The 25,234-nt window shown below is 48.0% G+C and carries 36 protein-coding genes and 1 tRNA gene; 36 read left to right on the plus strand and 1 reads right to left on the minus strand.

Annotated elements, in window-relative coordinates; translation table 11 throughout:
* Positions 1–10 precede the first annotated feature (10 nt).
* The 32 genes from rpsJ to HXT37_RS01615 all read left to right on the plus strand — a co-directional run bounded on the left by rpsJ (position 11) and on the right by HXT37_RS01615 (position 17,298).
* Positions 11–319, plus strand: a complete 309-nt coding sequence (gene rpsJ, locus HXT37_RS01460) for a 30S ribosomal protein S10 (protein WP_003808013.1) — start codon at positions 11–13, stop codon at positions 317–319.
* Positions 320–335: 16 nt separating this feature from the next.
* Positions 336–986, plus strand: coding sequence for a 50S ribosomal protein L3 (rplC, locus tag HXT37_RS01465; protein ID WP_102703345.1), 651 nt, complete (start codon positions 336–338; stop codon positions 984–986).
* A 5-nt stretch (positions 987–991) separates the two neighbouring features.
* Entirely contained in the window at positions 992–1,657 is a 666-nt protein-coding gene (gene rplD, locus HXT37_RS01470; protein ID WP_012913826.1) for a 50S ribosomal protein L4, read from the plus strand.
* 5 nt (positions 1,658–1,662) lie between these two features.
* Positions 1,663–1,959 carry a 50S ribosomal protein L23 gene (gene rplW / locus HXT37_RS01475; RefSeq protein WP_004105515.1) on the plus strand — a complete coding sequence of 99 codons (297 nt, stop codon included), beginning with the start codon at positions 1,663–1,665 and terminating at the stop codon, positions 1,957–1,959.
* 34 nt (positions 1,960–1,993) lie between these two features.
* Complete coding sequence (gene rplB, locus HXT37_RS01480; protein WP_004574091.1) at positions 1,994–2,824, plus strand: 50S ribosomal protein L2; 831 nt, start codon at positions 1,994–1,996, stop codon at positions 2,822–2,824.
* Positions 2,825–2,839: 15 nt separating this feature from the next.
* Positions 2,840–3,118, plus strand: a complete 279-nt coding sequence (gene rpsS / locus HXT37_RS01485; protein ID WP_004114357.1) for a 30S ribosomal protein S19 — start codon at positions 2,840–2,842, stop codon at positions 3,116–3,118.
* Positions 3,119–3,134: 16 nt separating this feature from the next.
* The gene (gene rplV / locus HXT37_RS01490) at positions 3,135–3,494 is read left to right on the plus strand and encodes a 50S ribosomal protein L22 (protein ID WP_004105510.1); all 360 of its coding nucleotides are present in this window, start codon (positions 3,135–3,137) and stop codon (positions 3,492–3,494) included.
* Between the two features lie 2 nt (positions 3,495–3,496).
* Complete coding sequence (gene rpsC, locus HXT37_RS01495) at positions 3,497–4,315, plus strand: 30S ribosomal protein S3 (protein WP_004574090.1); 819 nt, start codon at positions 3,497–3,499, stop codon at positions 4,313–4,315.
* Between the two features lie 4 nt (positions 4,316–4,319).
* Positions 4,320–4,739 (plus strand): 50S ribosomal protein L16, encoded by a 420-nt coding sequence (gene rplP / locus HXT37_RS01500; protein ID WP_004109684.1) that lies wholly within the window; start codon positions 4,320–4,322, stop codon positions 4,737–4,739.
* The gene (rpmC, locus tag HXT37_RS01505; RefSeq protein ID WP_004105502.1) at positions 4,739–4,990 is read left to right on the plus strand and encodes a 50S ribosomal protein L29; all 252 of its coding nucleotides are present in this window, start codon (positions 4,739–4,741) and stop codon (positions 4,988–4,990) included. Before rplP ends, rpmC begins: the two co-directional genes overlap by 1 nt.
* Positions 4,991–4,992: 2 nt before the next feature.
* On the plus strand, positions 4,993–5,259 hold the full coding sequence (gene rpsQ, locus HXT37_RS01510; RefSeq protein WP_004114365.1) for a 30S ribosomal protein S17: 267 nt from the start codon (positions 4,993–4,995) through the stop codon (positions 5,257–5,259).
* 90 nt (positions 5,260–5,349) lie between these two features.
* Positions 5,350–5,718, plus strand: coding sequence for a 50S ribosomal protein L14 (gene rplN, locus HXT37_RS01515; protein ID WP_004574089.1), 369 nt, complete (start codon positions 5,350–5,352; stop codon positions 5,716–5,718).
* Between the two features lies 1 nt (position 5,719).
* Positions 5,720–6,055 carry a 50S ribosomal protein L24 gene (rplX, locus tag HXT37_RS01520; RefSeq protein ID WP_012913827.1) on the plus strand — a complete coding sequence of 112 codons (336 nt, stop codon included), beginning with the start codon at positions 5,720–5,722 and terminating at the stop codon, positions 6,053–6,055.
* Complete coding sequence (rplE, locus tag HXT37_RS01525) at positions 6,052–6,624, plus strand: 50S ribosomal protein L5 (protein WP_004109679.1); 573 nt, start codon at positions 6,052–6,054, stop codon at positions 6,622–6,624. Before rplX ends, rplE begins: the two co-directional genes overlap by 4 nt.
* Before the next feature lies 1 nt (position 6,625).
* On the plus strand, positions 6,626–6,811 hold the full coding sequence (locus HXT37_RS01530) for a type Z 30S ribosomal protein S14 (RefSeq protein ID WP_003808046.1): 186 nt from the start codon (positions 6,626–6,628) through the stop codon (positions 6,809–6,811).
* Between the two features lie 86 nt (positions 6,812–6,897).
* Positions 6,898–7,296 (plus strand): 30S ribosomal protein S8, encoded by a 399-nt coding sequence (gene rpsH, locus HXT37_RS01535; protein ID WP_004105495.1) that lies wholly within the window; start codon positions 6,898–6,900, stop codon positions 7,294–7,296.
* Positions 7,297–7,312: 16 nt separating this feature from the next.
* The gene (rplF, locus tag HXT37_RS01540; protein ID WP_119504592.1) at positions 7,313–7,852 is read left to right on the plus strand and encodes a 50S ribosomal protein L6; all 540 of its coding nucleotides are present in this window, start codon (positions 7,313–7,315) and stop codon (positions 7,850–7,852) included.
* A 1-nt stretch (position 7,853) separates the two neighbouring features.
* Positions 7,854–8,225 (plus strand): 50S ribosomal protein L18, encoded by a 372-nt coding sequence (gene rplR, locus HXT37_RS01545; protein WP_004109670.1) that lies wholly within the window; start codon positions 7,854–7,856, stop codon positions 8,223–8,225.
* Entirely contained in the window at positions 8,222–8,950 is a 729-nt protein-coding gene (gene rpsE, locus HXT37_RS01550; RefSeq protein ID WP_004574087.1) for a 30S ribosomal protein S5, read from the plus strand. Before rplR ends, rpsE begins: the two co-directional genes overlap by 4 nt.
* Positions 8,950–9,132, plus strand: a complete 183-nt coding sequence (rpmD, locus tag HXT37_RS01555) for a 50S ribosomal protein L30 (protein ID WP_004105491.1) — start codon at positions 8,950–8,952, stop codon at positions 9,130–9,132. Before rpsE ends, rpmD begins: the two co-directional genes overlap by 1 nt.
* A gap of 2 nt (positions 9,133–9,134) precedes the next feature.
* Positions 9,135–9,590, plus strand: coding sequence for a 50S ribosomal protein L15 (gene rplO / locus HXT37_RS01560; protein WP_004105490.1), 456 nt, complete (start codon positions 9,135–9,137; stop codon positions 9,588–9,590).
* 195 nt (positions 9,591–9,785) lie between these two features.
* Positions 9,786–11,129, plus strand: a complete 1,344-nt coding sequence (secY, locus tag HXT37_RS01565) for a preprotein translocase subunit SecY (protein ID WP_004574086.1) — start codon at positions 9,786–9,788, stop codon at positions 11,127–11,129.
* 28 nt (positions 11,130–11,157) lie between these two features.
* Positions 11,158–11,718 (plus strand): adenylate kinase, encoded by a 561-nt coding sequence (locus HXT37_RS01570; RefSeq protein ID WP_012913828.1) that lies wholly within the window; start codon positions 11,158–11,160, stop codon positions 11,716–11,718.
* Positions 11,719–11,860: 142 nt separating this feature from the next.
* On the plus strand, positions 11,861–12,079 hold the full coding sequence (gene infA, locus HXT37_RS01575; RefSeq protein ID WP_004105485.1) for a translation initiation factor IF-1: 219 nt from the start codon (positions 11,861–11,863) through the stop codon (positions 12,077–12,079).
* A gap of 20 nt (positions 12,080–12,099) precedes the next feature.
* Positions 12,100–12,213 carry a 50S ribosomal protein L36 gene (gene rpmJ / locus HXT37_RS01580; protein ID WP_003842636.1) on the plus strand — a complete coding sequence of 38 codons (114 nt, stop codon included), beginning with the start codon at positions 12,100–12,102 and terminating at the stop codon, positions 12,211–12,213.
* Positions 12,214–12,357: 144 nt separating this feature from the next.
* On the plus strand, positions 12,358–12,735 hold the full coding sequence (gene rpsM / locus HXT37_RS01585) for a 30S ribosomal protein S13 (RefSeq protein WP_004105472.1): 378 nt from the start codon (positions 12,358–12,360) through the stop codon (positions 12,733–12,735).
* 83 nt (positions 12,736–12,818) lie between these two features.
* Positions 12,819–13,217, plus strand: a complete 399-nt coding sequence (gene rpsK / locus HXT37_RS01590; RefSeq protein WP_004105468.1) for a 30S ribosomal protein S11 — start codon at positions 12,819–12,821, stop codon at positions 13,215–13,217.
* A 79-nt stretch (positions 13,218–13,296) separates the two neighbouring features.
* Complete coding sequence (locus HXT37_RS01595) at positions 13,297–14,292, plus strand: DNA-directed RNA polymerase subunit alpha (RefSeq protein WP_004574084.1); 996 nt, start codon at positions 13,297–13,299, stop codon at positions 14,290–14,292.
* A 77-nt stretch (positions 14,293–14,369) separates the two neighbouring features.
* Positions 14,370–14,804: a 50S ribosomal protein L17 gene (gene rplQ / locus HXT37_RS01600; protein WP_421779619.1), complete on the plus strand. Its 435-nt coding sequence runs from the start codon at positions 14,370–14,372 to the stop codon at positions 14,802–14,804.
* Between the two features lie 127 nt (positions 14,805–14,931).
* Entirely contained in the window at positions 14,932–16,176 is a 1,245-nt protein-coding gene (locus HXT37_RS01605; protein WP_421779621.1) for an Mbeg1-like protein, read from the plus strand.
* Positions 16,177–16,203: 27 nt separating this feature from the next.
* A complete protein-coding gene (locus HXT37_RS01610; protein ID WP_064622099.1) occupies positions 16,204–17,121 on the plus strand; it encodes a tRNA pseudouridine synthase A in 918 nt (305 codons plus the stop codon).
* A 91-nt stretch (positions 17,122–17,212) separates the two neighbouring features.
* Positions 17,213–17,298: transfer RNA gene (locus HXT37_RS01615), tRNA-Ser, on the plus strand.
* Between the two features lie 716 nt (positions 17,299–18,014).
* Here HXT37_RS01615 and HXT37_RS01620 read toward each other — a convergent pair.
* Positions 18,015–19,016 carry a hypothetical protein gene (locus tag HXT37_RS01620; RefSeq protein WP_064622096.1) on the minus strand — a complete coding sequence of 334 codons (1,002 nt, stop codon included), beginning with the start codon at positions 19,014–19,016 and terminating at the stop codon, positions 18,015–18,017.
* A 170-nt stretch (positions 19,017–19,186) separates the two neighbouring features.
* Here HXT37_RS01620 and nusA point away from each other — a divergent pair, with 170 nt between their 5' ends.
* The 4 genes from nusA to truB all read left to right on the plus strand — a co-directional run bounded on the left by nusA (position 19,187) and on the right by truB (position 25,179).
* The gene (nusA, locus tag HXT37_RS01625; RefSeq protein ID WP_004109632.1) at positions 19,187–20,269 is read left to right on the plus strand and encodes a transcription termination factor NusA; all 1,083 of its coding nucleotides are present in this window, start codon (positions 19,187–19,189) and stop codon (positions 20,267–20,269) included.
* A gap of 318 nt (positions 20,270–20,587) precedes the next feature.
* On the plus strand, positions 20,588–23,452 hold the full coding sequence (gene infB, locus HXT37_RS01630; protein ID WP_102706235.1) for a translation initiation factor IF-2: 2,865 nt from the start codon (positions 20,588–20,590) through the stop codon (positions 23,450–23,452).
* A gap of 2 nt (positions 23,453–23,454) precedes the next feature.
* Positions 23,455–24,027, plus strand: coding sequence for a 30S ribosome-binding factor RbfA (rbfA, locus tag HXT37_RS01635; protein ID WP_421779624.1), 573 nt, complete (start codon positions 23,455–23,457; stop codon positions 24,025–24,027).
* Positions 24,028–24,075: 48 nt separating this feature from the next.
* Positions 24,076–25,179, plus strand: coding sequence for a tRNA pseudouridine(55) synthase TruB (truB, locus tag HXT37_RS01640; RefSeq protein ID WP_102703349.1), 1,104 nt, complete (start codon positions 24,076–24,078; stop codon positions 25,177–25,179).
* Positions 25,180–25,234: the final 55 nt, after the last annotated feature.

Consider the following 25,234-nt stretch of genomic DNA (forward strand, 5'->3'; position numbering starts at 1 on the left):
GCGGACGGCAATGGCGGGACAGAAAATCCGCATCAGGCTTAAGTCCTATGACCATGAGGTCATCGACCAATCGGCGAAGAAAATCGTCGAGACGGTGACGAACGCGGGCGCCACAGTAGTGGGTCCGGTTCCTCTGCCGACCGAGAAGAACGTGTTTGTTGTTATCCGTTCTCCTCATAAATACAAGGATTCTCGCGAGCATTTCGAGATGCGCACTCATAAGCGCCTCATTGACATCGTAGATCCAACGCCAAAGGCTGTGGATTCTTTGATGCACATTGACCTGCCTGCGGATGTAAACATCGAGATCAAGCTGTAGGAAGGGGGAGAAAGTAATGTCGCAGAATAAGAATCGCACTGCATTGCTCGGCCGCAAGCTGGGTATGTCGCAGGTTTGGGATGAAAACGGCTTCTTCGTCCCCGTAACTCTGGTTGAAGTTGCTACTAACGTAGTTACCGCTGTAAAGACTGTAGAGTCTGACGGTTATTGCGCAGTACAGCTCGGTTACGGCCAGATTGATCCTACCAAGGTGACTAAGCCATTGGCTGGTCATTTTGCAAAGGCTGGTGTAACTCCTCGTCGTCACCTCGCTGAGGTGCGCACCGAGAACGCGGCAGATTATCAGCCAGGTCAGGAATTGACTGCTGAATTGTTCGCTGAGGGTTCTGAAGTAGATGTCACTGGCACTACCAGGGGTAAGGGTTTTGCTGGCACTATCAAGCGTTGGGGCTTCAAGTCCTATCGTCGTACTCACGGCTCGCACAAGAACGAACGTCGCCCAGGTTCTGTGGGCGCTTGCGCAACTCCAAGCCGCATTTTGAAGGGCAAGCGTATGGCTGGTCGCATGGGTCATGTGACTTCCACCGCGCTTAACCTCACCATCGTTTCTTCGGATGTCGAGAACGGCATTCTCGCTATTAAGGGCGCTGTTCCAGGTCCTAAGGGCGCAATCGTTCTCGTCCGTTCGGCAGTGAAGGGAGCCTGATAATTATGGCAAACGTAACTCTGAACGTCACTGATACTAAGGGCAATGCAAACGGAACCGTTGAAGCTCCTGCTGAAATTTTCGGCATCTCCAACGAAGACGTTTTAGCTCACGGTCCACTGGTTCATCAGGTCGTAATCGCTCAGCTTGCTGCTGCTCGTCAGGGCACCCATGCTGTGAAGAATCGTGCTAATGTTTCCGGCGGCGGTAAGAAGCCATGGAAGCAGAAGGGCACCGGTCGTGCTCGCCAGGGTTCCATTCGTGCTCCTCAGTGGGTGCATGGTGGCGTTGTTCACGGTCCAGTTCCTCGTAAGTACGATCAGCGCACCCCGAAGAAGATGAAGGCAGCTGCTCTTCGCTACGTTCTTTCGGATCGTGCAAATGCTGGACGTATTGCTGTAGTTGACTTTGGTATTAAGGATGTTCCATCCACCAAGACAGCTGTTGCAGCACTTACTCCTGTGACCAATAACCAATTCACTACTGTTGTTCTTTCTCGTGAGAACATCAATGAGTGGATGTCTGTACGCAACATTCCAACTGTTCACGTGATCTTCGCTGATCAGCTCAACACTTACGATGTTGTTACAGCTCAGTACGTCGTCTTCTCCAAGGAAGGCTTCGAAGCCTTCGTTGCTGCTAAGACCGAGCCTGTCGTTAAGGAGGCCTGATTTAAATGGTCGCAGTCCATAACCCAGCACATGACGTAATTCTTAAGCCAGTTGTTTCTGAAAAAAGTTACGCAGCTTCTGATCGTGGTCAGTACACTTTCGTAGTGGCTCCAGATGCTAACAAGGTTCAGATCAAGCAGGCTATCGAAGAAATCTTCAAGGTCAAGGTGACAAACGTTAACACTTTGAACCGCGCTGGCAAGTTGAAGCGCTCTCGCACCGGTTTCGGCCGTCGTGTGAACCAGAAGCGTGCTATTGTCACCGTGGCTGAAGGTCAAACGATTGACATCTTTGGTAACTGAAGGCTAGCCGAGAAAAGTAAAGGAATACTATATTATGGCTATCCGCGTTTATAAGCCGACGACTGCAGGCCGTCGCAACGCTTCGGTTTCGGATTTTGCCGAGATCACGCGTTCTACGCCTGAAAAGTCGCTGGTACGCAAACTCAGCAAGACTGGTGGTCGTAACTCTTACGGCCGCATGACTTCTCGCCATCGCGGCGGTGGTCACAAGCGTCAGTATCGTCTCATCGACTTCAAGCGTTGGGACAAGGATGGCGTGCCAGCAAAGGTCGCTCATATTGAGTATGACCCTAACCGTTCCGCTCGCATCGCTTTGTTGCATTACGCAGACGGTGAGAAGCGTTACATTATCGCTCCTGAAGGCGTTGCCCAGGGTGATGTTATTGAGACCGGCGCTCAGGCTGATATTAAGCCAGGCAACAACCTGCCTCTGAAGAATATCCCAACTGGTACCGTGGTTCACGCAATTGAGCTTCGTCCACTTGGTGGTGCGAAGATTGCTCGTTCCGCTGGTGCTGCTGTTCAGCTCGTCGCTAAGGATGGTGCTTATGCGCAGTTGCGTATGCCATCTGGCGAAATTCGTAACGTGGACGCTCGTTGCCGCGCTACTGTTGGCGAAGTAGGTAACTCCGATCACGCCAATATCGAGCTTGGTAAGGCAGGTCGTGCACGTTGGCTTGGTCGTAGACCAATCACCCGAGGCGAATCCATGAACCCTGTGGACCATCCACATGGTGGTCGCACCCGTGGTGGTAAGCCACCAGTTTCTCCATGGGGCAAGGGCGAGGTTCGTACACGTCGTCCAAAGAAGGCTTCGAACAAGATGATTGTTCGTCGTCGCCCGAATGGTAAGAACCGCAAGTAAGGGAGTGTCGAATAGATGACTCGTAGCATCAAGAAGGGCCCTTTCGTCGACGCCCACTTGCAGAAGAAAGTCGACGAGCAAAACGACAAGGGTACGCACAATGTCATTAAGACTTGGTCGCGTCGTTCGATGATCACTCCTGATTTCATTGGACACACCTTTGCCGTACATGATGGCCGCAAGCATGTGCCGGTATTCGTTACCGAAGCCATGGTTGGTCATAAGCTCGGTGAGTTCGCCCCGACCAAGACCTTTAAGGGTCATGTGAAGGACGACAAAAAGGCACGCCGCTAAAGGAGAGTTAGGACACATGGAAGCTAAAGCAATCGCTCGTCACGTTCGCGTGACGCCGCGCAAGGCTCGCCGCATGGTCGACCTCATCCGAGGCAAGCGTGCAAGCGAAGCTATTACCATTTTGAAGTTTGCTCCTCAGGACGCATCATTGCCGGTGCGTAAGGTTCTTGAAAGCGCGATTGCTAACGCTCGCGTTAAGGCTGAAAAAGCCGGTGAACCATTCCGTGAGCAGGACTTGGTCATCAAGGAAACCTATGTGGACGAGGGTGTAACGCTTAAGCGTTTCCGTGCTCGTGCACAGGGTCGCGCTGCGCGCATTAACAAGCGCACAAGCCATATCACTGTTATCGTCTCGCTTAAGGAAGGAGCCCGCTAAAGATGGGTCAGAAGATCAATCCTTTCGGCTATCGCCTGGGCATCACCGAGAATCATCGCTCTAAGTGGTTCTCTGACTCCAACAAAGCTGGCGAGCGTTATCGTGACTTCGTCCTTGAGGATGACAAGATTCGCAAGGAAATGAGCCATGACCTCGAGCGTGCTGGCGTATCTCGTATCGTTATCGAGCGCACTCGTGATCGCGTTCGTGTAGATATTCACACTGCTCGTCCGGGTATTATCATCGGTCGTCGTGGCGCTGAAGCTGAGCGCGTTCGCGCAAAGCTCGAGAAGCTCACAGGCAAGCAAGTACAGCTCAACATCTTCGAAGTGAAGAACGCTGCACTTGACGCTCAGTTGGTTGCTCAGGGAATTGCGGAGCAGTTGACAAACCGTGTTACATTCCGTCGTGCTATGCGTAAGGCACAGCAAGATGCAATGCGTGCAGGTGCCAAGGGTATCCGTATCAAGCTCTCCGGTCGCCTTGGTGGCGCCGAAATGAGCCGCTCTGAGTTCTATCGCGAGGGTCGCGTTCCACTGCAGACTCTTCGTGCCTTGATTGATTACGGCTTCTTTGAAGCTAAGACCACATACGGTCGTATCGGCGTAAAGGTCTGGATCTACAAGGGTGATATGACCGAGCGTGAGTTCGAAGAGCAGCAGGCTCAGCAGGGTAAGCGTGAAGGTCGTCGTGGTGGCGATCGTCGTCCACGTCGTGGCGCACGTCCTGCTAACCAGCAGAAGGCTGCTGAAGCACAGGCTGAAAAGCCAGCTGAAGCTGCAGCTGCTGAAGCTCCTGCCGCAACGGAAACGAAGGAGTGAGCAGATGCTTATCCCAAAGAGGACTAAATATCGTAAGCAGCACCGTCCTACCCGTAGCGGCATGTCTAAGGGTGGCACCGAGATCGCTTTCGGCGATTTTGGTATTCAGGCGCTGGCTCCGGCTTACATCACTAACCGACAGATCGAGGCAGCTCGTATCGCAATGACTCGCTACATTAAGCGTGGCGGTCGTGTGTGGATTACGATCTTCCCAGATCGTCCATTAACCAAGCACCCGCTTGGTGCGCGAATGGGTTCCGGTAAGGGTGCTCCAGAATTCTGGATTGCCAACATCCACCCAGGACGCGTAATGTTCGAGATCGGTGGTGTTTCTGAGGACATCGCTCGCGAGGCTTTGCGCCGTGCTATCGATAAGCTCCCAATGAAATGCCGTGTTATTGCGCGTGAAGGCGGTGACATCTGATGCCAGTCGGAACTGCAGACTACACCATCAAGAATTTGAACGAGAAGACAAATGCTGAGATCGAAGGCTTCTTGAAGAAGTCTAAGGAAGAGCTATTTAACTTGCGCTTCCAGGCAGCAACTGGTCAACTCGAAAACAGCGCTCGCCTCAAGGCGGTCAAGCACGACATTGCCAGGATGTATACTATCCTGCGTGAGCGTGAACTCGGCATCAGCCAAGAGCCTGGCGCCACTGAGGTCAAGGAGAAGTAAGCATGGCTGAGAACCAAGAGCGCAACTTCCGCAAGGTTCGTCGCGGCTACGTCGTGTCCGAGGCCATGGACAAGACAATCGCCGTTGAGCTGGAGCAGCGTTCGACACACCCGCTTTACGGTAAAGTCGTTCGCTCCACCCGCAAGGTCAAAGCCCATGATGAACACAATGAGGCACATATTGGCGACCTCGTGAGTATTATGGAAACTCGGCCACTGAGCAAGACCAAGCGTTGGCGTCTCGACTCGATTATCGAGCGCGCCAAGTAAACAAGTTCGGCAAGGCTCCGCGCTTCACCTGTGTCTGCTAATGTGTAGACACAGGTGAGTGGGGAGAACCAGCTCGGCTAAGGAGAATCAATGATTCAGCAGGAAACGCGGCTTCATGTCGCCGACAACACGGGTGCTAAGGAGTTACTTGCCATCCGCGTGCTCGGTGGATCGAAGCGACGCTATGCCGGCATCGGCGACATCATCGTCGCCTCCGTCAAGGACGCGATCCCTGGCGGGTCGGTCAAGAAAGGCGACGTAGTTAAGGCTGTCGTCGTCCGTACTGTCAAGGAACATCGCCGTGTCGATGGTTCCTATATTAAGTTCGATGAGAACGCCGCCGTAATTCTCGGCTCCGGTCGTGAACCAAAAGGCACTCGTATCTTCGGACCAGTCGGTCGTGAATTGCGTGATCAGCGCTTCATGAAGATTGTGTCCCTTGCTCCGGAGGTGATCTGATATGGTAGCCAAGATTAAGTCCGGCGACCAGGTGAAGGTCATTCGCGGCAAGGATCGCGGTAAGGAAGGCAAAGTAGTTCGTGTACTAGCCGATGACCGTTTGATTGTAGAAGGCGTTCAGATCGTTAAGAAGCACGTTCGCGCCACCCAGCAGGGTCAGCAGGCGGGCATTGTTTCGGTTGAGGCTCCAATCCATCGCTCTAATGTGATGGTTATTGATCCAGAGACCAAGCAGCCTACACGCGTTGGCGTGATTGTTAAGCAAGAGGCTCGTGACGGCAAGGTTAAGACCGTGCGCGTGCGTGTCGCCAAGAAGTCCGGAAAGGAGCTGGCATGACCGATACTACAGTTGAGTTGCCGGCAACTCCGCGCTTAAAGCAACAATACAAGGATGAAATCGTACCAGCCTTGGAGAAAGAATTCGGCCACACTAATCCTATGCAGGTGGCTCGCGTGCAGAAGGTTGTCGTCTCTATGGGTGTCGGCGCTGCAGCTCGTGATTCTAAGCTCATTGAAGGTGCGATTAAGGATCTCACTTTGATTGCCGGCCAGAAGCCAAAGGTAACTAAGGCAAAGAAGTCTGTCGCTCAGTTCCATTTGCGCGAAGGTCAGGCTATCGGTGCTTACGTAACTCTTCGTGGCGATCGTATGTGGGAATTCTTGGATCGTTTGCTCACTCTGGCTTTGCCTCGTATCCGCGATTTCCGTGGTATCAATGGCAACCAGTTTGACGGTCAGGGTAATTACAACTTTGGTCTTACGGAACAGTCTATGTTCCATGAGATTGATCCTGACTCGATTGATCATCAGCGTGGTATGGACATCACCGTGGTGACTACCACCAAGGACGATGTGGAGGCCAAGTCTTTGCTTAAGCACCTCGGTTTCCCATTCAAGGAGAACTGAAATGGCAAAAACCGCTCTGAAAAACAAGGCGGCCGCCAAGCCGAAGTTCAAGGTACGCGCTTATACGCGTTGCCAGGTTTGTGGTCGTCCTCACTCCGTGTATCGCAAGTTCGGTCTGTGCCGCATCTGCCTTCGTGAGAAGGCTCATCGCGGTGAGTTGCCGGGTGTTACGAAGTCCAGTTGGTAAATATCGACGCTGAAGGTCCACTGCTTGAAGACAAAGTTCTCATATAGAGGCGGTGGAAACCACGGCGAGAAAGGGCGTTAGCCCACATGACAATGACAGATCCAATCGCAGACATGTTGACACGTCTGCGTAATGCGAGCGCGGCAAAGCACGATACCGTGGAAATGCCGTACTCCAAATTCAAGGCGAATATCGCCGAGATTCTGAAGCACGAAGGCTATATTAAGGACTTCGCTGCTAAGGAAGCTAAGGTTGGACAGACGTTGGAAATTACGTTGAAGTATGGCTCCAATGGCCAGCGTTCTATCCAAGGCATCAAGCGCATTTCTAAGCCAGGCTTGCGTCGTTACGCAAAGTCTGATGCTTTGCCAATGCCTCTTGGTGGCCTCGGTATTGCTATTATCTCGACCAGCTCGGGATTGTTGACTCAGAAGGAATGCCTCGATCGAGGCATTGGCGGCGAAATCGTCGCCTACGTATGGTGAGAAAGGAGAGCTGAAGATGGCATCGCATATTGGTAAGCTCCCCGTCGACATTCCTACAGGCGTGGAAGTAAAGATTGAAGGTCAGTCCTTCAGCGTCAAAGGCGCTAAGGGTTCTGATTCTTATGAAATTCCAGAGGGAATCACCGCAGCAGTCGCTGACAATCAGATTGTTCTGACTCCAGTTGACGATTTGCGTCCAACTCGTGCAAAGCATGGTTTGGCTCGTGCAATTGTTGCTTCTATGGTGAAGGGTGTACATGAAGGCTACACCAAGACTTTGGATATTGTCGGTACCGGTTATCGTGCAGTGATGAAGGGCAAGGGCATTGAGTTCTCGCTCGGTTATTCTCACACTATTACCGTTCAACCACCGGCAGGTATTGAGTTCGAGTTGCCAAATCCTAACCAGGTAATCGTAAAGGGCACCGATAAGCAGACTGTTGGTCAGGTTGCTGCTAACATTCGTAAGCTTCGTGCTCCAGAACCTTACAAGGGTAAGGGTATTAAGTACACCGATGAACGTATCCTGCGCAAGGCTGGAAAGGCTGGTAAGTGATATGAGCGTTAAGATTTTCGGTAAGGGTACCAAAGTCGCACGTTTGCGTCGTCACGCCCGTCTTCGTAAGCACATTGCCGGCACATCTGAACGTCCTCGTTTAGTTGTTTCCCGTTCTAACCGTCATATGGTTGCTCAGATTGTGGATGATACCAAGGGAATTACTTTGGTAAGTGCTTCCACTTTGACTGCTGACTTCGCTGGTTTCACTGGCACGAAGACTGAAGCTGCAACCAAGGTTGGCGAATTAGTAGCGGCTAAGGCGAAGGAAGCGGGTATCACCGCTGTAGTCTTCGACCGTGGCGGTAACAAATATCATGGTCGCGTCGCAGCAGTGGCTGAAGGCGCCCGTCAGGGAGGTCTGGCACTGTGAGCGACAACGAAAAGGAAACCCAAGTGGCTGAAGAAACTCAGAACACTCAGGCATCCGCTGAGGAGCGTAACGATGATCGTCGTTCTCGCCGTAACAAGGGCGAGGGTAAACGCGGCGAACGTCGTAATCGTCGTGAAGAAAACCGTGGCGAAGAGCTTCTGGATCGCGTAGTTACTATTAACCGTGTTTCCAAGACCCACAAGGGTGGTCGTACCTTTAGCTTTGCAGCACTTGTTGTTGTTGGCGACGGTAAGGGCACTGTTGGTGTTGGTTACGGCAAGTCTCGCGAAGTTCCAGCTGCTATTGCTAAGGGTCAGCTTGACGCTAAGAAGCATATGTTCACTGTTCCACGCATTCGTGGCACCGTCACTCATCCAGTGCTCGGTCACGATGCTGCTGGTACTGTGTTGCTCCGTCCAGCTGCTCCAGGTACTGGTGTAATTGCTGGTGGTGCTGTACGCGCTGTTATGGAATGCGCCGGCATTACGGACATCCTCACCAAGTCCATGGGCTCTGCAACTGCTGTAAACGTAGTGCGTGCTACTGTGGACGCTTTGAAGAAGCTCGAAGAGCCAGAAGAGATTTCTGCTCGTCGTGGTCTTTCTCTTGAGGAAGTCGCTCCTGATGCTTTGCTCCGTGAGCGTGCTGCCGGCATTGCCGAAGCTCGCAAGGCTCGCGAAGAAGCTCAGGCCGCCAAGGCATCTGAAGCAAAGGATGGTGAGTGATGTCAAATTTGAAGATCACTCTGGTGCATGGTTTAGTTCATACAACTGAGCGCCAGCGCGCGAATGTTCATACGCTCGGCCTTCATAAGATTGGTCACAGCGTAGTTCGCGAGGACACCCCCGTCAATCGTGGCTTGGTTATGGCCGTTCGCCACTTGGTGAGCGTCGAGGAGGTCGACTGATTATGGCTAACGAAGAACCAATGCTGCATATGCACACGTTGCGCCCAGCTCCAGGAGCTAAGAAGGATCGCATCCGTGTAGGTCGTGGTGAAGGCTCTAAGGGTAAGACCTCAGGTCGTGGTGATAAGGGCACAAAGAAGCGTTATCAGGTTCGTCCTGGCTTCGAAGGTGGTCAGCTCCCACTGTACATGCGCTTGCCTAAGTTGCGTGGCTTCAAGAGTCCTTTCAAGAAGGAATTCCAAGTCGTCAACGTTGCAGATCTTGCTGAACTTTTCCCAAAGGGTGGCGAGGTTACTGTAGCTGACCTTATTACTAAGGGCGCTGTACGTGATGGCTATCCTGTAAAAGTTCTTGGTGATGGTGAATTGACTGTTGCCTTGACTCTTAAGGGTATGAAGGCTTCTGCTTCTGCTAAGGCAAAGGTTGAGGCTGCCGGCGGCTCCATCAGCGAAGAGTAGTTAAAGGCTACTTAAAGCTTGATGCAGTTATAAATCTGTGATAGTCCCTCTAGCATTGTCTAGAGGGACTATTTTTATCACCAAAACTCACCAATAACCTATTTCAGTAGGTACCGTGGGTTAAACTATCGTCTCAGAGTTTGTTTTTTGCACTGTTGCGCCTAGGAGTGCGCGAAAAAAGGGAGGAAGACCCAGGTGAAAACGTTAATCCAGGCCTTCAGGACGAAGGAGTTGAGGAACAAGATCCTCTTCGTCTTCGCTATGATAATTATTTATCGTATTGGTTCATTTATTCCGATTCCGGGTGTGGACTATAAAGTTGTGCACGCTTGCACTGTTAAATTAGCTTCATCGAGCGAGAACTTTATTGGGTTAGTTAACTTGTTCTCAGGTGGCTCGCTGTTGCAGCTTTCTATTTTTGCTTTGGGTGTTATGCCTTACATCACTGCTTCCATTGTGATTCAGCTTTTGCGCGTGGTTATTCCTCGCTTCGAAGCTCTTCATAAGGAAGGTCAGTCTGGAGAAACAAAGCTTACGCAGTACACGCGTTACCTAACTATTGGATTGGCAATTTTGCAATCTACTACGATTTTGGTAACAGCACGTACGGGTGCTTTGTTTAATTATCAGTGCGGAAATAATATTATTCCAGACGGAAGCATGTGGAGCCTTATTGTCATGGTTTTGATCATGACTGGCGGCACTGGTCTTATTATGTGGATGGCAGAACTCATTACCGATAAGGGTATCGGTCAAGGCATGTCTGTCTTAATCTTTATGTCTATTTGCTCTGGCTTCTTGCCAAAGCTTTGGGAGATTGGTTGGGGAACCAACGGTTCTAATGGCGATTGGAATAAGTTCGCTATTGTTGGTGGCGTTTTGATTGTTATCCTCATATTTGTTGACTTTGTTGAGCTTGCTCAGCGTCGTATTCCTGTGCAGTATACGCGTCGCATGATTGGCCGAAAAATGTATGGCGGCTCTTCGACTTATTTGCCATTAAAGGTAAATATGAGTGGTGTTATTCCACCAATCTTTGCTTCGTCAATTCTTGCTGTTCCTACTCTTATTGCTCAGTTTGGAGATAAGAGCAAGGCTTGGGTGAATTGGATTGAAGCTAATTTGGCTAATTCCACTTCTGCTTGGTATATTGCGTTTTACACAGTAATGATTGTGTTCTTCTGCTTCTTCTACACAGAGATTACTTTTAATCCTGATGAGACTGCAGATAACATGAAAGAGTATGGTGGCTTCATACCAGGCATTCGCGCTGGTAGTGCTACAAGTCATTATCTTAGCTATGTTATGAATAGGTTGAATACTGTCGGTGCTATTTATTTGCTCTTTGTTGCATTGATTCCTACCGTTTTGATTATGGCTTTGCATTTGAATACAAAATTGCCATTTGGTGGTACAACAATTTTGATTATTGCTGGCGTTGGTTTGGATACGTTGCGTCAAGCAAAGGCTCAGACTGAACAATTCCAGTATGCTGGTTTCTTGTTCAAGCATGATGAGCAAAAGCAAGTATCTAAGTAACTACAGTTAGCGAGCTAAGGAGATGAATATGCGATTACTAATTATGGGTCCACAGGGCGTTGGAAAAGGCACTCAGGCCGCTTTGTTAAGTGAGCATTATGGCATTCCAGCGATTTCTACTGGTGATATTTTCCGCTATAACCTTAAGAATCATACTGAGCTTGGAAAACAGGTTCAGGGATATCTTGACAAGGGCGAGTTGGTTCCAGATGAGCTGACTAACAGCATTGTTAAGGATCGTCTTGCTCAGGACGATGCAAAGAGCGGCTGGATTCTCGACGGTTATCCTCGCAACGCTTCTCAGGTTCAAGCTTTGGATCGTATGTTGGAAGAGCTTGGCACTCCTCTCGATCACGTTGTGGCTCTCGAGGCTGAGCGCGATGTTTTGCTCGAACGCATGCAAAAGCGTGCAGTGGAGCAAGGTCGTTCTGACGATACTCCAGAAGTAATTGCTAAGCGTTTAGAAACGTATGAGAAGGAAACAGCTCCATTGCTTGATATCTATGATAGCCGCGGTCAGTTGGTTGAAGTAGATGGCGTTGGAGATATTAAGGAAATCAATAATCGCATTGTTGAATCACTTAATTAAGTAGTGCGTTTTTAAATTTAAAAAGTAAAATGCGTTCTGTTCGACACGCCGAGTGTTGAATGGGACGCATTTACTGTATTATAAAAGATTGGCGTGTCTTCGGATGCGCAAAGTAGTATGCCCAAGGAACGGAACGAGGCTCATGGCAAAAGACGGTGTGATTGAAGTCGAAGGCACGGTAGTAGAAGCACTACCAAATGCGATGTTTCGCGTTCAGCTTGAGAATGAGCACATTGTTTTAGCTACGATCTCTGGTAAGATGCGTAAAAATTATATTCGCATTCTTCCTCAGGATCGTGTAGTGCTAGAGATGAGCCCTTACGATCTGAATCGTGGGCGTATTACGTACCGTTATAAGTAAGGTACAAGCAAAGGAAAACCATGAAGGTCAGCCCTAGCGTGAAGAGGATCTGCGAAAACTGCCGCGTGATCCGCCGTCACGGCCGCGTCATGGTGATCTGCATTAACCCACGTCATAAGCAGCGTCAGGGCTGAGCAGATTTCCATCGCGGAATACAAAGAATAAGGCGCTAAGTCACAGCAGAAGCTGAACCCTGGGTGCGCAGGCCCAGGCCGCATTTAATTTCTATTAATGCGGAAGACTTGGTGCACGACCTGCGTAACAGTAAAGGAATTACAATGGCACGTCTTGCCGGAGTAGATATTCCCAATGAGAAGCGCATTGAGATTGCCCTCACCTACATTTTTGGTGTTGGTCGTACTCGCGCTAAGGAAACGCTTGCCGCGACCGGTGTTAATCCGGACACTCGCGTCAAGGATCTTACGGATGAACAGCTGATCACCTTGCGTGATTATCTTGAGGCCAATTACAAGATTGAAGGCGATTTGCGTCGTGAGATTGACGCTGACATCCGTCGTAAGATTCAGATCAACTGCTATCAAGGCCAGCGTCATCGCAAGGGTCTTCCTGTGCGTGGTCAGCGTACTAAGACTAATGCTCGTACTCGCAAGGGTCCGAAGCGTACTGTCGCCGGGAAGAAGAAGGCCACCCGATAGTAGTCGGTGGTCGGCTCTAGGCCACGGATATATTTCCATCGTCTAGACATACCAACTCATTCGTCATTAGGAAACGAGGGTCAATGGCAGCTGCAAAGCAAGCCTCGCGCAAGCCGCGTCGCCGGGACCGCAAGTCGGTGCCGGTTGGGCAGGCGCATATTAAATCAACATTCAATAACACGATTATCTCCATTACCGATCCATCCGGTGCAGTCCTTTCTTGGGCTTCCGGCGGTGATGTCGGCTTTAAGGGTTCCCGTAAGTCGACTCCTTACGCTGCAGGTATGGCTGCTGAGTCTGCTGCACGCAAGGCAATGGAGCATGGCCTCAAGAAGGTCGACGTGTTTGTTAAGGGTCCAGGTTCCGGTCGTGAAACCGCTATCCGTTCCCTCCAGTCCGCGGGTCTCGAAGTTGGTTCTATTACCGACGTTACCCCACAAGCGCATAACGGCGTACGCCCACCAAAGCGTCGCCGCGTCTGAGCACTCTTACGAATCCATCCATCCAACCCGCTTATGGGCGGCGAGTGCACCACCGACCAGAAGCTGAAAGGATACCAAAGTGCTTATCGCACAGCGTCCGACACTTACCGAGGAATCACTGAATCCCCAGCGTTCTCGCTTTACTATTGAACCGCTGGAACCAGGTTTTGGCTACACTCTCGGCAATTCGCTGCGTCGTACCTTGTTAAGCTCTATTCCAGGTGCTGCCGTTACTTCGGTTCGCATCTCTGGAGCTTTGCATGAGTTTACGACTCTGCCAGGTGTTGAAGAAGATGTCACTGAAATTCTGCTGAACATCAAGGGCATCGTGCTCACGAGTGAGTACGACGAGCCTGTAGTGATGTATTTGCGCAAGAATGGTAAAGGTGAGGCCACTGCTGGAGATATTACTCCTCCAGCCGGTGTTACTATTGCTAATCCTGACTTGCATATTGCTACACTCGCAGAAGATGGTGAACTTGAAATTGAGTTTACTGTTGAACGCGGTCGCGGCTACGTGCCAGCTCAGATGAACAAGCAGGAGAACAGCGAAATCGGCCGCATTCCTGTGGATTCGATCTACTCACCAGTTTTGAAGGTGAGCTATAAGGTCGAAGCTACCCGCGTGGAACAGCGCACGGACTTCGATAAGCTCATCCTGGATGTGGAAACCAAGCCAGCTATTACACCGCGTGATGCAGTTGCATCTGCAGGCTCGACTTTAGTTGAGCTTTTCGGTCTTTGCCGTGAGCTTAACGTTGATGCTGAAGGTGTTGAAGTTGGTCCAGCGCCAACTCATGATGAAGCTGATTCTCAGTTGGCTATACCGATTGAAGATATGAATTTTACTCAGCGTAGCTATAATTGCTTGAAACGTGAGGGTATTCATACAGTCGGCGAACTGGTAGTTCACACTGAGCAGGATTTGCTCGATATTCGTAATTTCGGCATGAAATCCATCGATGAAGTTAAAGAGAAGTTGCAGGCAATGGGTCTGTCTTTGAAGGCTTCACCGATTGGCTTCGACGCCAATAATCTCGAAGGTGGCACTTTCTTCTCGCCTGAAGACGAGTAAGTTCCGCCTGCAATCGTCGTAACGTTCGGATGTTCGGGTTGATGCCCACCTGAACGATGCGACAATAAGGAGTAATAATGCCTACACCGAAACAAGGCCCTCGTCTGGCTTCTAGCCCGGCTCATGAGCGCCTGATGCTGGCCAATATGGCGACCAGCCTCTTCCAGCACGGTCGTATCGTAACGACGTTGCCAAAGGCAAAGCGTCTTCGTCCGCTTGCTGAGCGTTTGATTTCGTTCGCTAAGCGTGGCGATTTGCATTCGCGTCGTCGTGTGTTGCGTGTAATTCGCAACAAGTCCGTGGTTCACGTGCTTTTCACTCAGATTGCTGAGCAGATGAAGCAGCGTGAAGGTGGTTACACACGTATCGTGAAGATTGCTCCACGTCGTGGTGATGCCGCTCCTCAGGCAATTATTGAGCTCGTAACTGAGCCAGTAAGCCCAAAGAAGGCTGTTGTGAAGGAAGCTGAAGCAGCTACCAAGGTTGCAGCTAAAGAAGAAGCTGCCGAGTAGTTTGCATTCCAGCTTTACGCATCAGTAAAGTGAATCTTAAAGCAAGCGTTTAATCGCTTCTTGAAGAATTGCTAAAACGAGTCGAGGATTTCCTCGGCTCGTTTTTTGTTTGTATTATTATTAAGTTATGCCGAATATTTTGGATCAAGTAAGAAGCGATTTTCGTACTTTTGCTCAAAGAAGTTTTAATTCTGTTGATGCTTTGATTTTGTGTGAGCTTTCATACATAAATATGCCAAAATCTATTCCGCTATATAACAGTGAGTCAAAAGTTATTTCGACTACGCCTATTTACGATCTGCTACGTTTTGAAGATTTTTCGTCGATGTTTTCTTCTGGAGTAGCTAAGGTTGATAAGTTTCGTCAAGAGTTACTTTTTGCAGTTGCAGCTAATCCGCGCTACAGAGGTATTAAAGTAGGCGAAATTCTTGAACGATTTGATAAATCGAATGCTCATGAATCTTGTGAACAGCAGTTTGCTGGAGTTACTTTTGATCTTAGCAATTGCGAGGGGATTGATAATCCTCATACTCTTGTTGTTGCGTATCGCGGCACTGACAGTACGCTTGTTGGGTGGAAAGAAGATTTCAACATGGCTTTCCGCTGCCCAGTGCCAGCGCAAGAATCTGCTGCTGAATATTTGACTTCTGTAGCGCAAAGATATAGCAAACGTTATCCTAATAAAAACTTCTTTAATAAAATTTTTGCGAACAAACTTTTTGCCCGCTTTTCAAAATCTTCCGTAGACTTGCAAAATAATAATCCAAATATTATTGTTGTCGGTCATTCAAAAGGTGGGAACATGGCTGCTTATGCGGCTATGCGCTTAGATGCTACAAGTCAAAAATTAGGTGATCTTGTATCAAAAATTTATTCTATGGACGGACCTGGTTTTGCGTCTGATGTAGTGGACACAAGCGTTTTTGCGAATGTTTCAAGTCGTATTGAAAAAGTAGTTCCGCAGTCTGCCTTTATTGGATTGATTATGGATACGGGAGTGCCGTATAAGGTTACATTTGCCGATTCGATTGGATTAATGCAACATCTTGGCATGTATTGGCAGGTTAAAAATGGTGATTTTGACTACTGTGATTGCGTAACTCCGCGCGCTCTGGCTGTTTCTAAGGCTACAAACGAGTGGATGATGAATCTGCCATTTGAGGAGCGAAAGCGCAGAATTGACAGCGTTTACAGCATTTTTAGCAGTTTAGGTTACTCAACTTTTGATGAAATATCTTCGCATTGGTCGGATGTTGTTCCTAAATTATTGAAGATTACAATGCACATTGATTCAAAAACTTATGAGCTTATTCGTAGTGTTATGAGTGCTTTTGCGCTTGCGGGCGGCAGCTCTTCGGATAAGAAAAGCTAGTGTAAAGTCTGTTTGGAAAGGTTTTGAATGCGACTTCGCTTAGATTTAGCTTACGATGGTGGCGGATTTTACGGTTGGGCTAAGCAGCCTACTTTGCGAACTGTGCAGGGTGAAATTGAGGGGGCTTTGCACACAGTATTGCGTGTGCCAGAAGGGGATGTTGCTGAGCCGCTGCGCCTTACTGTGGCTGGTCGTACGGATACGGGTGTGCATGCGTCGCATCAGGTTTGTCATCTTGATGTTTGTGAAGAAACTTTATTGCGATGCGTAGGTCATACCGGATTGGACGGTGTTTGCGCGCTCGAGTACAGGCTTAAGCATGTTTTGCCACAAGATATTTCGTTGCATAAGGTTAGCGTTGCGCCCATTGGTTTTGATGCACGCTTTTCTGCGTTAGAGCGCACGTATGTATATCGTATTTGCGACGCTTCTGATTATTGTGATTATGACCCTCGTATGCGCGGTTTTGTTTTGAAACTTGATGATGTTTTGGATGTTGATGCAATGAACCAGGCTGCGAGGCTTATGATTGGCCTTCACGATTTTGGATCTTTTGCGCGCCCTAATCCTGGAGGTACTACTATTCGCGATGTAAAAAGTGCCTGTTGGGAACGCGTGGGAACGCGTGCTAATGACGTGCGCGTTAAGCTTAAAACTGGATGCGTGCCGCCTGTTGAGCAGGGTTTGCTTGAATTTACTATTGTTGCTGATGCTTTTGCGCACAATATGGTGCGTTCTCTTGTGCAAGCTTGCGTGCAGATTGGGCGTGGTAAGCGTTCTTTTGATTGGTTTGAGGAAAAGATCAATGTTCCTCTTCGTGAAGGCTCGACGGGTCCAATTGATCCTCATGGATTGACATTGGAATATGTAGCTTATCCTCCTGATGAGGAGCTTGCTTCTCGCGCTGAAAAAATTCGCGCTCGCCGTGATTCGTCTGAGTTATAACGTTTCAACTCGCCATAAATTTATATTCGTGGCATGGTTTACAATTGAAAAGTTGCGTTTGTATGCGCTTTCAGTGCGACAAATCGTAAGTGGATGAATGTCCGAGCGGTCTAAGGAGCACGCCTCGAAAGCGTGTGAGGGTAAAATCCTCCGCGAGTTCGAATCTCGCTTCATCCGCGAATTAACCAAGCCTAAAGCATGTAAAATTGCTTTAGGCTTTTTAATTCGCCGAACTTCGTAAGCGATCGTAATCCGTGGGTTATAGGCCAAAAAGTGTGTAAAGCTAAGCTGATGAGTATTCTGTGGCATAAACTAGCCTCAGCACTGTTAAAAACTCAGTCAAGTATCTTAAGAAAGTAACGGTCATATGTTACTGGTGCAGTACGTAATCTGCGTTAACAACAGATAAGCGGGGTTATATGTTACTGGTGCAGTACGTAATCTGCGTTAGTAACAGCCTTTGACGATTTATTGTTAAATACTCAGCTAATACATGCTTCGAACGCCGCTTAATATAAGAAATAGCCCACATTCGATATACTGCGAGCCTTACTGCTATAAGGGTTATGAGCTTATTTTTACACACTTTTTGTCCAGGTGGCGAATGTGCAGAAAACAGATTCGATTACCGCAAAACCCTTGTATTGCAAGGTCTAAGACATGATTTCTTACACACTTTTTGGCCTATAACCCTAATCCGCGCGAACTTTCTCTCGCGTTTGGAGTGTTTGAGGTTGTGTGACGCTCCATTTGTGAGAGTGCTGCCTCTTGTTTGGAGCGTTTTGTTTTGGAAATTGCTCCAAACGTGCGCAACTTATCTCTCGTTTGTGGTTAAGTCCTATTTTGTGTGTAAAGGGGAATGCCCTATAGGCTAAAAGCCCCAAGGTTAAGTTTTACTTCAAAATAAGCTTCGTATCAGTAGGATACCCAAGTTCATAAGCTCTTAGCAGTCTAGATGTGATTAATTGCACAGTTGCATTTTTAAGAGTTTGTTGAGCGCGCATTACAGAATCGTTATCATCGCTTTTTGCAGTAACGTTATTCTCGGATGCATTATTATTTTTTGACGTAATAGTTATTATTTGATTAAAAGCAGCTAGCTCTTCTCTAGCGCAATCCATATAAGCTATAGCGGTAATCGACAGATCTTTTCCGCTTGCTGAATCATGTGTTTTTCCGCTTTCTAACGCCTCTTGAGGAATATCGTAAACTTTTTTGCGCAAGTCTGTTCCTTCTCCTGCAACTCGCATAAGAGTTTGAGCGTTTGTCGACGCCATATCGCTGTATTCCAATGCTATATTTTGCTCTTTTCTCGCTGCTAGTGTTTGTAAAATAAAAGCAAGTTTGTCTTCAGCTTCTGCAGCTTGAGCTAAGGGTTGATGTGTCCATTTGAAGTTTTTGTAATGATTTATTACTTCTATAAGATTCGCGTATGAATCGTGCTCCATTTGTTGCGCTGTTGTAGTTTTTGTATTTTCTGAGCTTTCGTTTCCGCTTTTATTGCTTACATTATTTGAATTTTCGTTACTATTTTTCTTCGAAAGCATTTCCCATTGAGCTTGCGTGCTGTATATAATGCTTTCGCTTAATCTTCCTGGGCATTGCTGAGCGACAGTTTTCCAATATTTTGCTGCGGTTTCAAAATCCTTAATGGATGTGTCGTTTTGGTTCTTTTTGATTTCGCGCTGCTTTTTTTGCGCAAGTCTGTATGCTTTAGCACATGCATTTTCTGGAGCTGCTGTGTGAACTGTATGCTCGACGTGAATGTTTTGTAATGTTCCACAGGCTGTTAGCAGTGGAGATATTAAAACGCATATAAGAAGCACGAGTGCTCTGGCAATACTGCGTTTTACTTGTTTGCGCATGTCATTTAACAAAACATAAAGTGTCTGCATAATCTACTAAAATAGCCACTGACTGTGACCAATATCGATTTATTAATTTGGTATTTGTTCTAAGTCTGCAACAATTAAAGCTAACTGTCGTTAGAAGAAAAAATAAGTGTGCTTTAATAGTTACAATTAATAATCATAAATTAATGCGTTATAACGAGAGGACGTGCGCGATGGAATTGGATTTGGCGGGAATGCATCAGCTTGCGGCACAGCAGGGGATTAATGCCGAGGAGCTGGACGAGGCGCTCGCCGAGGCCTTGCGTCTTGCGTATATGAAAACCGCTCATCCTGCAAAGCATGTGCGAGTTGAATTGGACGAACGTGCAGGTTCGTTCACTGTGTGGGCTAGGGATGAAATTCCTGGTAAACCTACTGAAGATAACCCGTATCCAGCTCCAACGCTGGGAGAGGAGTATGACGATACTCCTCATGATTTTGGTCGTTTAGCTGCTGCAACGGCTCGTCAAGTTATTAGTCAAATTTTCCGTAAAGCTGAAGATGATCGCGTGTTTGGTGCGTTTTCTGGTCAAAAAGGAAAGCTTATTAACGGCATTATTCAACAAGACGCAAAAGATAACACTAATATCCACGTTGCTGTTGGAGACGTTGAAGCTATTTTGCCGCGTCGCGAGCAGGTTCCAGGTGAACGTTACCGCCATGGTGAGCGTATTCGCGTATATGTCGTAAATGTTGCTCGTGGTTTGCGTGGTCCGGAAATTGTTGTTTCACGTTCACATCCTGAATTAGTCCGTCGTCTTTTTGAGCGAGAAGTGCCGGAACTTGTTTCTGGAGCAGTTTCTATTATGTCGATTGCACGTGAAGCCGGAGCTCGCACAAAGATTGCTGTTAGAGCTAATACTGAAGGTGTGAATCCAAAGGGTGCTTTAATTGGTCCTGGCGGTTCACGCGTGCGTGCTGTAATGGAAAACTTGGGTCAAGAGAAAATTGATATTGTCGATTGGTCGTCTGATCCAGCAAAGTTTGTTGCTGCTGCTCTTTCGCCTGCTACTGCTACACAAGTGCAAGTAGTGAGTGAAAAGAATCAAACTGCAGTTGCTTTTATTCATGATGCTCAGCTTTCTCTTGCTATTGGTAAAGAAGGTCAGAACGCTCGTTTGGCTGCAAAGTTGACTGGTTGGAAGATTGGTATTGAGTCTGCGGAAGAGCATGCTAAGAAGGTTGCTGCAGCTCAAGCACAAAATGCTCAGCCTGCTTCAGCTGATTTGAATAATAACGCATCTGCTGCTGAATAGATTGTTAATTGAGAAGTGCTAAATATTTTTAGATTGATATTTCCGCAATGTTTAGCACTTCTTGATTGTTTATTTTGCTAGTGGTGTGCAAATAAAGTAGTCTCTCGCGTGGCATTTAGCGACACTCGAGTCAATCCAACGTTTCGAGTATGCTAAAAGCTGGAATCTGGGCGAAAGGCAATCGCCATCGTCCGGCGGGAGACGAGGTATAAGATCATGGTCGCACGATGATATATCGCACGATAATAAATAATAAGCTCGCAATAATGTAAAGTGGTCGCGTGTACTAGCGCTGCCACAGACAGAGGAGAACACTGAGTGGTTAAAAAGCGCGTGTATGAACTGGCCAAAGAATTTGGTGTAGACAGTAAAACCGTGTTGGAGCGTTTGAAGAGCATGGGCGAATTTGTTAAGTCTGCTTCTTCAACAGTTGAGGCTCCAGTAGTTCGTCGTTTGCAAACAGCGTTAGCATCTGACGGAAATAAGTCCGAAAAGGCATCTAGTGCAAGTAAGCCTGCTGCGCCAAAAGCTAAGTCTCAAGCTAAGCCGCAGGCTAAACCTCAAGCTAAAGATTCGTCACACAGTGATTCTGTAGCTGGCTCTTCTGCTAACCAGCCTGTGCACAACACAGCTTCTCATTTTGTTCCAAAGCCGGGTGCAAATCATACTCGTTCAAACAATCCTTCGCGTTCTAATGCTGCTGCCGGCGAAAATAGAAAAAATGATCGTCGCAATGATAATCGTGATAATCGCGGCGAATCGCGACAGCAAGCTCAAGGTCAATCTCACTCAGATCGTTCACAGATGCCTCCTCGCCCTCGTCCGCACCAGAATGCACAAGGTGCAGGCGCATCTGCTCCACGTCCTGGTAATAATCCGTTTAGCCGTAAGCAAGGTATGCGTGCTCCTACACCTGGAGATATTCCACGTCCTCATCCGATGTCTCGTCCTGGTGCTGAAAATGGCCGCGGTGGTCGTCCAGGTCAAGCTGGCTCTGGACCTCAAGGTTCGCGTGGTGAACGTGCAGAACGCGGTGGCCGCTCGCGTGGTGGCCGCTCTGGTCAAGGTGGCGCACGCTCATCGCAGTGGTCGGGTCAGCGTCGTGGTCAAGGTGGCGCAGGTGCTGGCTCTGGTGCATCTTCTCGCCCATCTGCAGAATCTCGTTTTGCATCTCAAGGAGCTAGCTTCCAGGCTGCTGCAGCAGGCGCACCTAATGGTGGTCCATCGCGCGGCGGCGGTCGCGGTCGTGCAGGAGCTGCAGGCGCATTCGGTCGTCAAGGTGGTAAATCTTCTAAGGCTCGTAAGAATCGTTTAGCGAAACGTCGTGAATACGAAGAGCTTAAAGCACCAGTGATTGGCGGCGTGCGTATTCCTTCTGGTAACGGCGCTACGATTCGCTTGCGTCAAGGCGCAACTCTTTCTGATTTGGCGGAAAAGATTGATGTAAATCCAGCAGCTTTGGTAACTGTGCTCTTCCACTTGGGAGAAATGGCAACATCTACACAATCTTTGGATGAATCAACATTCCAAATTTTGGGTGAAGAAATCGGCTGGAATATCAGCATTGTTTCTGCTGAAGAAGAAGATAAAGAGCTTTTGCAGCAGTTTGACATCGATTTGGACGAAGAAGAGCTGCAAGAAGATGACGATTTGCAATCTCGTCCGCCTGTTGTTACTGTTATGGGTCACGTCGATCACGGTAAAACTCGCTTGCTTGATACCATCCGTAAGTCGAATGTTATCGATCGCGAAGCAGGTGGCATTACTCAGCGTATCGGTGCTTATCAAGTAACTGTAAATCTTGAAGGAAAACCTCGTAAGATTACGTTCCTCGATACTCCAGGTCACGAAGCGTTTACTGCTATGCGTGCTCGCGGTGCTGAGCTTACAGACGTTGCAATTCTTGTTGTTGCAGCAGACGACGGCGTAATGCCTCAGACTGTTGAAGCTATTAACCACGCTCAAGCTGCTCATGTGCCAATTGTTGTGGCTGTGAACAAGATTGATGTTGAAGGTGCTAATCCTGAAAAGGTTCGCGGTCAGCTTACAGAATACGGTTTAGTTGCTGAAGAATACGGCGGCGACACCATGTTTGTGGATATTTCTGCAAAGCAGGGCACTAACGTCAATAAGCTTCTTGAAGCTGTGTTGTTGACTGCTGACGCTGAGCTTGATCCTAAGGCAAATCCAAATATGGATGCTCGCGGTGCAACTATCGAAGCTCGACTCGATAAGGGTCGTGGTGCTGTTGCTACTGTTCTTGTGCAGCAAGGTACTCTTCACATTGGTGATTCTATTGTTGCTGGCACTTCTTATGGCCGTGTGCGCGCTATGCTTGACGAGAACGGCAAGCATTTGCAGGATGCGGCTCCTTCCACTCCTGTTCAGGTGCTTGGTTTAACTTCTGTTCCAACCGCAGGCGACCTGTTCTTGGTTACTTCGGACGACCGTTCTGCTCGTCAAATTGCTGAAAAGCGTGCAGCTACAGAGCGTGCAGCTCAGCTTGCTAAGCGCCGCAAGGTTGTGTCTCTTGAAAGCCTTAAGGAACAGTTCGCTAAGTCTGAAGTTGACATGCTGAACATCGTTATTAAGGGCGATTCTTCTGGTTCTGTTGAAGCTTTGGAAGATTCCTTGATGAAGATTGAGGTCTCTGAGGAAGTTGGCATCCAGGTTATTCACCGCGGTGTTGGTGCAATTACTCAGAATGATGTGAACTTGGCAACTGTCGATAAGGCTGTGATTATTGGCTTCAACGTGCGTCCAAACCGTCAAGTTGCTGATTTGGCAGACCGTGAAGGCGTGGAAGTTAAGTACTACTCAGTTATTTACAAGGCAATCGAAGATATCGAAGCTGCTTTGAAGGGTATGCTTAAGCCAGAATTCGAAGAAGTTGTTACTTCGCATTCCGAAATTCGCGAAATCTTCCGTTCTTCCAAGTTCGGCAATATTGCTGGTGTTATGGTTCAAGATGGCGAAGTCAAGCGCGGTACGAAGTGCCGTATTTTGCGCGACGGCGTTGCTACAGTCAACGACCTGGAGATTTCCAGCTTGCGTAGGTTTAAGGATGACGTGCAATCCGTTAGCGAAGGTTACGAAGCTGGTATTAATCTCGGCAGCTTCAATGACATTGAGCTTGGCGATATAATCGAAACCTTTGAAATGAAGCAGATTGAGCGCAAGTAATTATGGCAGGAACGAATCCTAGAGCTGCACGTATTGCAGCATTAATTCAGCGCGTAATCGCTTCTAATATGGAATCGCATTTGCATGATAAGCGTTTGGCGAGTGTGACTATTACGGAAGTGCGCGTTACGAACGATTTGCAAATTGCAAAGGTTTACTGGACGCAACTTGGTCACGAAGGTAAAGAGCAGGGTGAGCGTCAGCGTGCAGCACAAGCTTTGCAGCAGGCTCACGGTCGACTGCGCTCTTTGGTCGGTGCAAAAGCTGGATTGCGTTTGACTCCCCAATTGCAATTTATTTATGACGAAGTGCCATCTGAAGCGCACGAAATTGAGGATATTCTTGTTGCAGCTCGTCATCGTGATGAAGAATTAGCTAAGTTGCGTGAAAATGCTAAGTATGCTGGCGATGTCGATCCGTATAAGAAGCCGCGCGAAGTTGAAGAATCTGACGATGACTTTGACGATGATAATTTCGACGACGATGATTTCGAAGAGGGCGATGATTTCGAAGAGGGCGATGACTTTGAAAGCGACGACTTTGAAGGCACGTCTGAATCGTCTGACAACAATTAAATCTCAAAGCAAACTCAATGTGAATCGTATAGTAGCTAGATTTAACTTATGTGCATACCAGATTCAGGGTTACTGCTTGTAGATAAGCCTCAGGGCGTTACAAGTCACGATATTGTTGCATGCGCTCGTCATTTGTTGCATACAAAGCGAGTTGGGCACGCAGGAACGCTTGATCCTATGGCAACAGGATTGCTAATCATAGGTTTTGGCAATGCAACGCGACTTTTAAATTATATGTTGGGGCACAATAAAACCTATGAAGCAGTAATCCGCTTAGGAGAAGCAACTACTACTGATGACGCAGAAGGTGAGATTCTTCCGGATAATGCATTAAATATAGGTCCGGGGGTTCATGTCGATAATGACGACACGTCTTTTGAAAAGTCACTGTCTTTTGAGCGAATTAAGCAAGTTGTTAGCGAAAATTTAGTAGGCAAAATTATGCAAGCTCCTACTGCTTTTTCTGCTATTAAAATTAATGGTCAACGAGCTTATGATTTAGCGCGCGAAGGAAAATCAGTAGAGATTGCTCCTCGAGAGATATTTGTTAGTGATTTTTCAGTAAGTAATCCTCGAATTACTAGGGGAGTGAGTGGGAAACTCGTATGCGATATATCCGCAAAAGTTTCTTGCAGTAGTGGAACATATATTCGCGCTTTAGCTCGCGATTTAGGTCGCTTACTGGGAGTTGGTGGGCATCTTACTCAGCTTCGTCGCACGAGCGTTGGTGATTTTTCAGTTACTGATTCGCGTGTTCTTAAACTCCGCGCTCAAATGCGAGAATTTACTGATCGCAATGGAGTATTGCAGCATCGCTCAAAAGCAGTTCCTGGTGACGATTTTGACGCAAATAATATGCTTCCTAAAATTTGCTTAAATATGATGGATGCAGCTTCGCATTCGCTTCCAACTTTAAGCATTGATGAAAATCAAGCTAAAGACTTGCGTTTTGGACGCTGGATTGAGCTTAAATCTGCCATAAATTACGAAAATTATCCTGCAATAGCGTACGTTCCAAACGCAAATACTGCGGAATGTGACGTTGTTGCAGTAGTTGAATTGACAAAAAATATAAAAAGTAATCAAATCAAACCAATTGTGGTATTTCCGGCAAGCGAGAAGACTGGTAAACTAGATAAGTATTTAAAATAACGAATTGCGTAATTTGCGTAGTTTGCTTGAGTAATGCTTGAACGCGGATAGTAAG

Source organism: Gardnerella sp. DNF01151 (genome assembly GCF_049244235.1).
Taxonomy (GTDB): domain Bacteria; phylum Actinomycetota; class Actinomycetes; order Actinomycetales; family Bifidobacteriaceae; genus Bifidobacterium; species Bifidobacterium swidsinskii.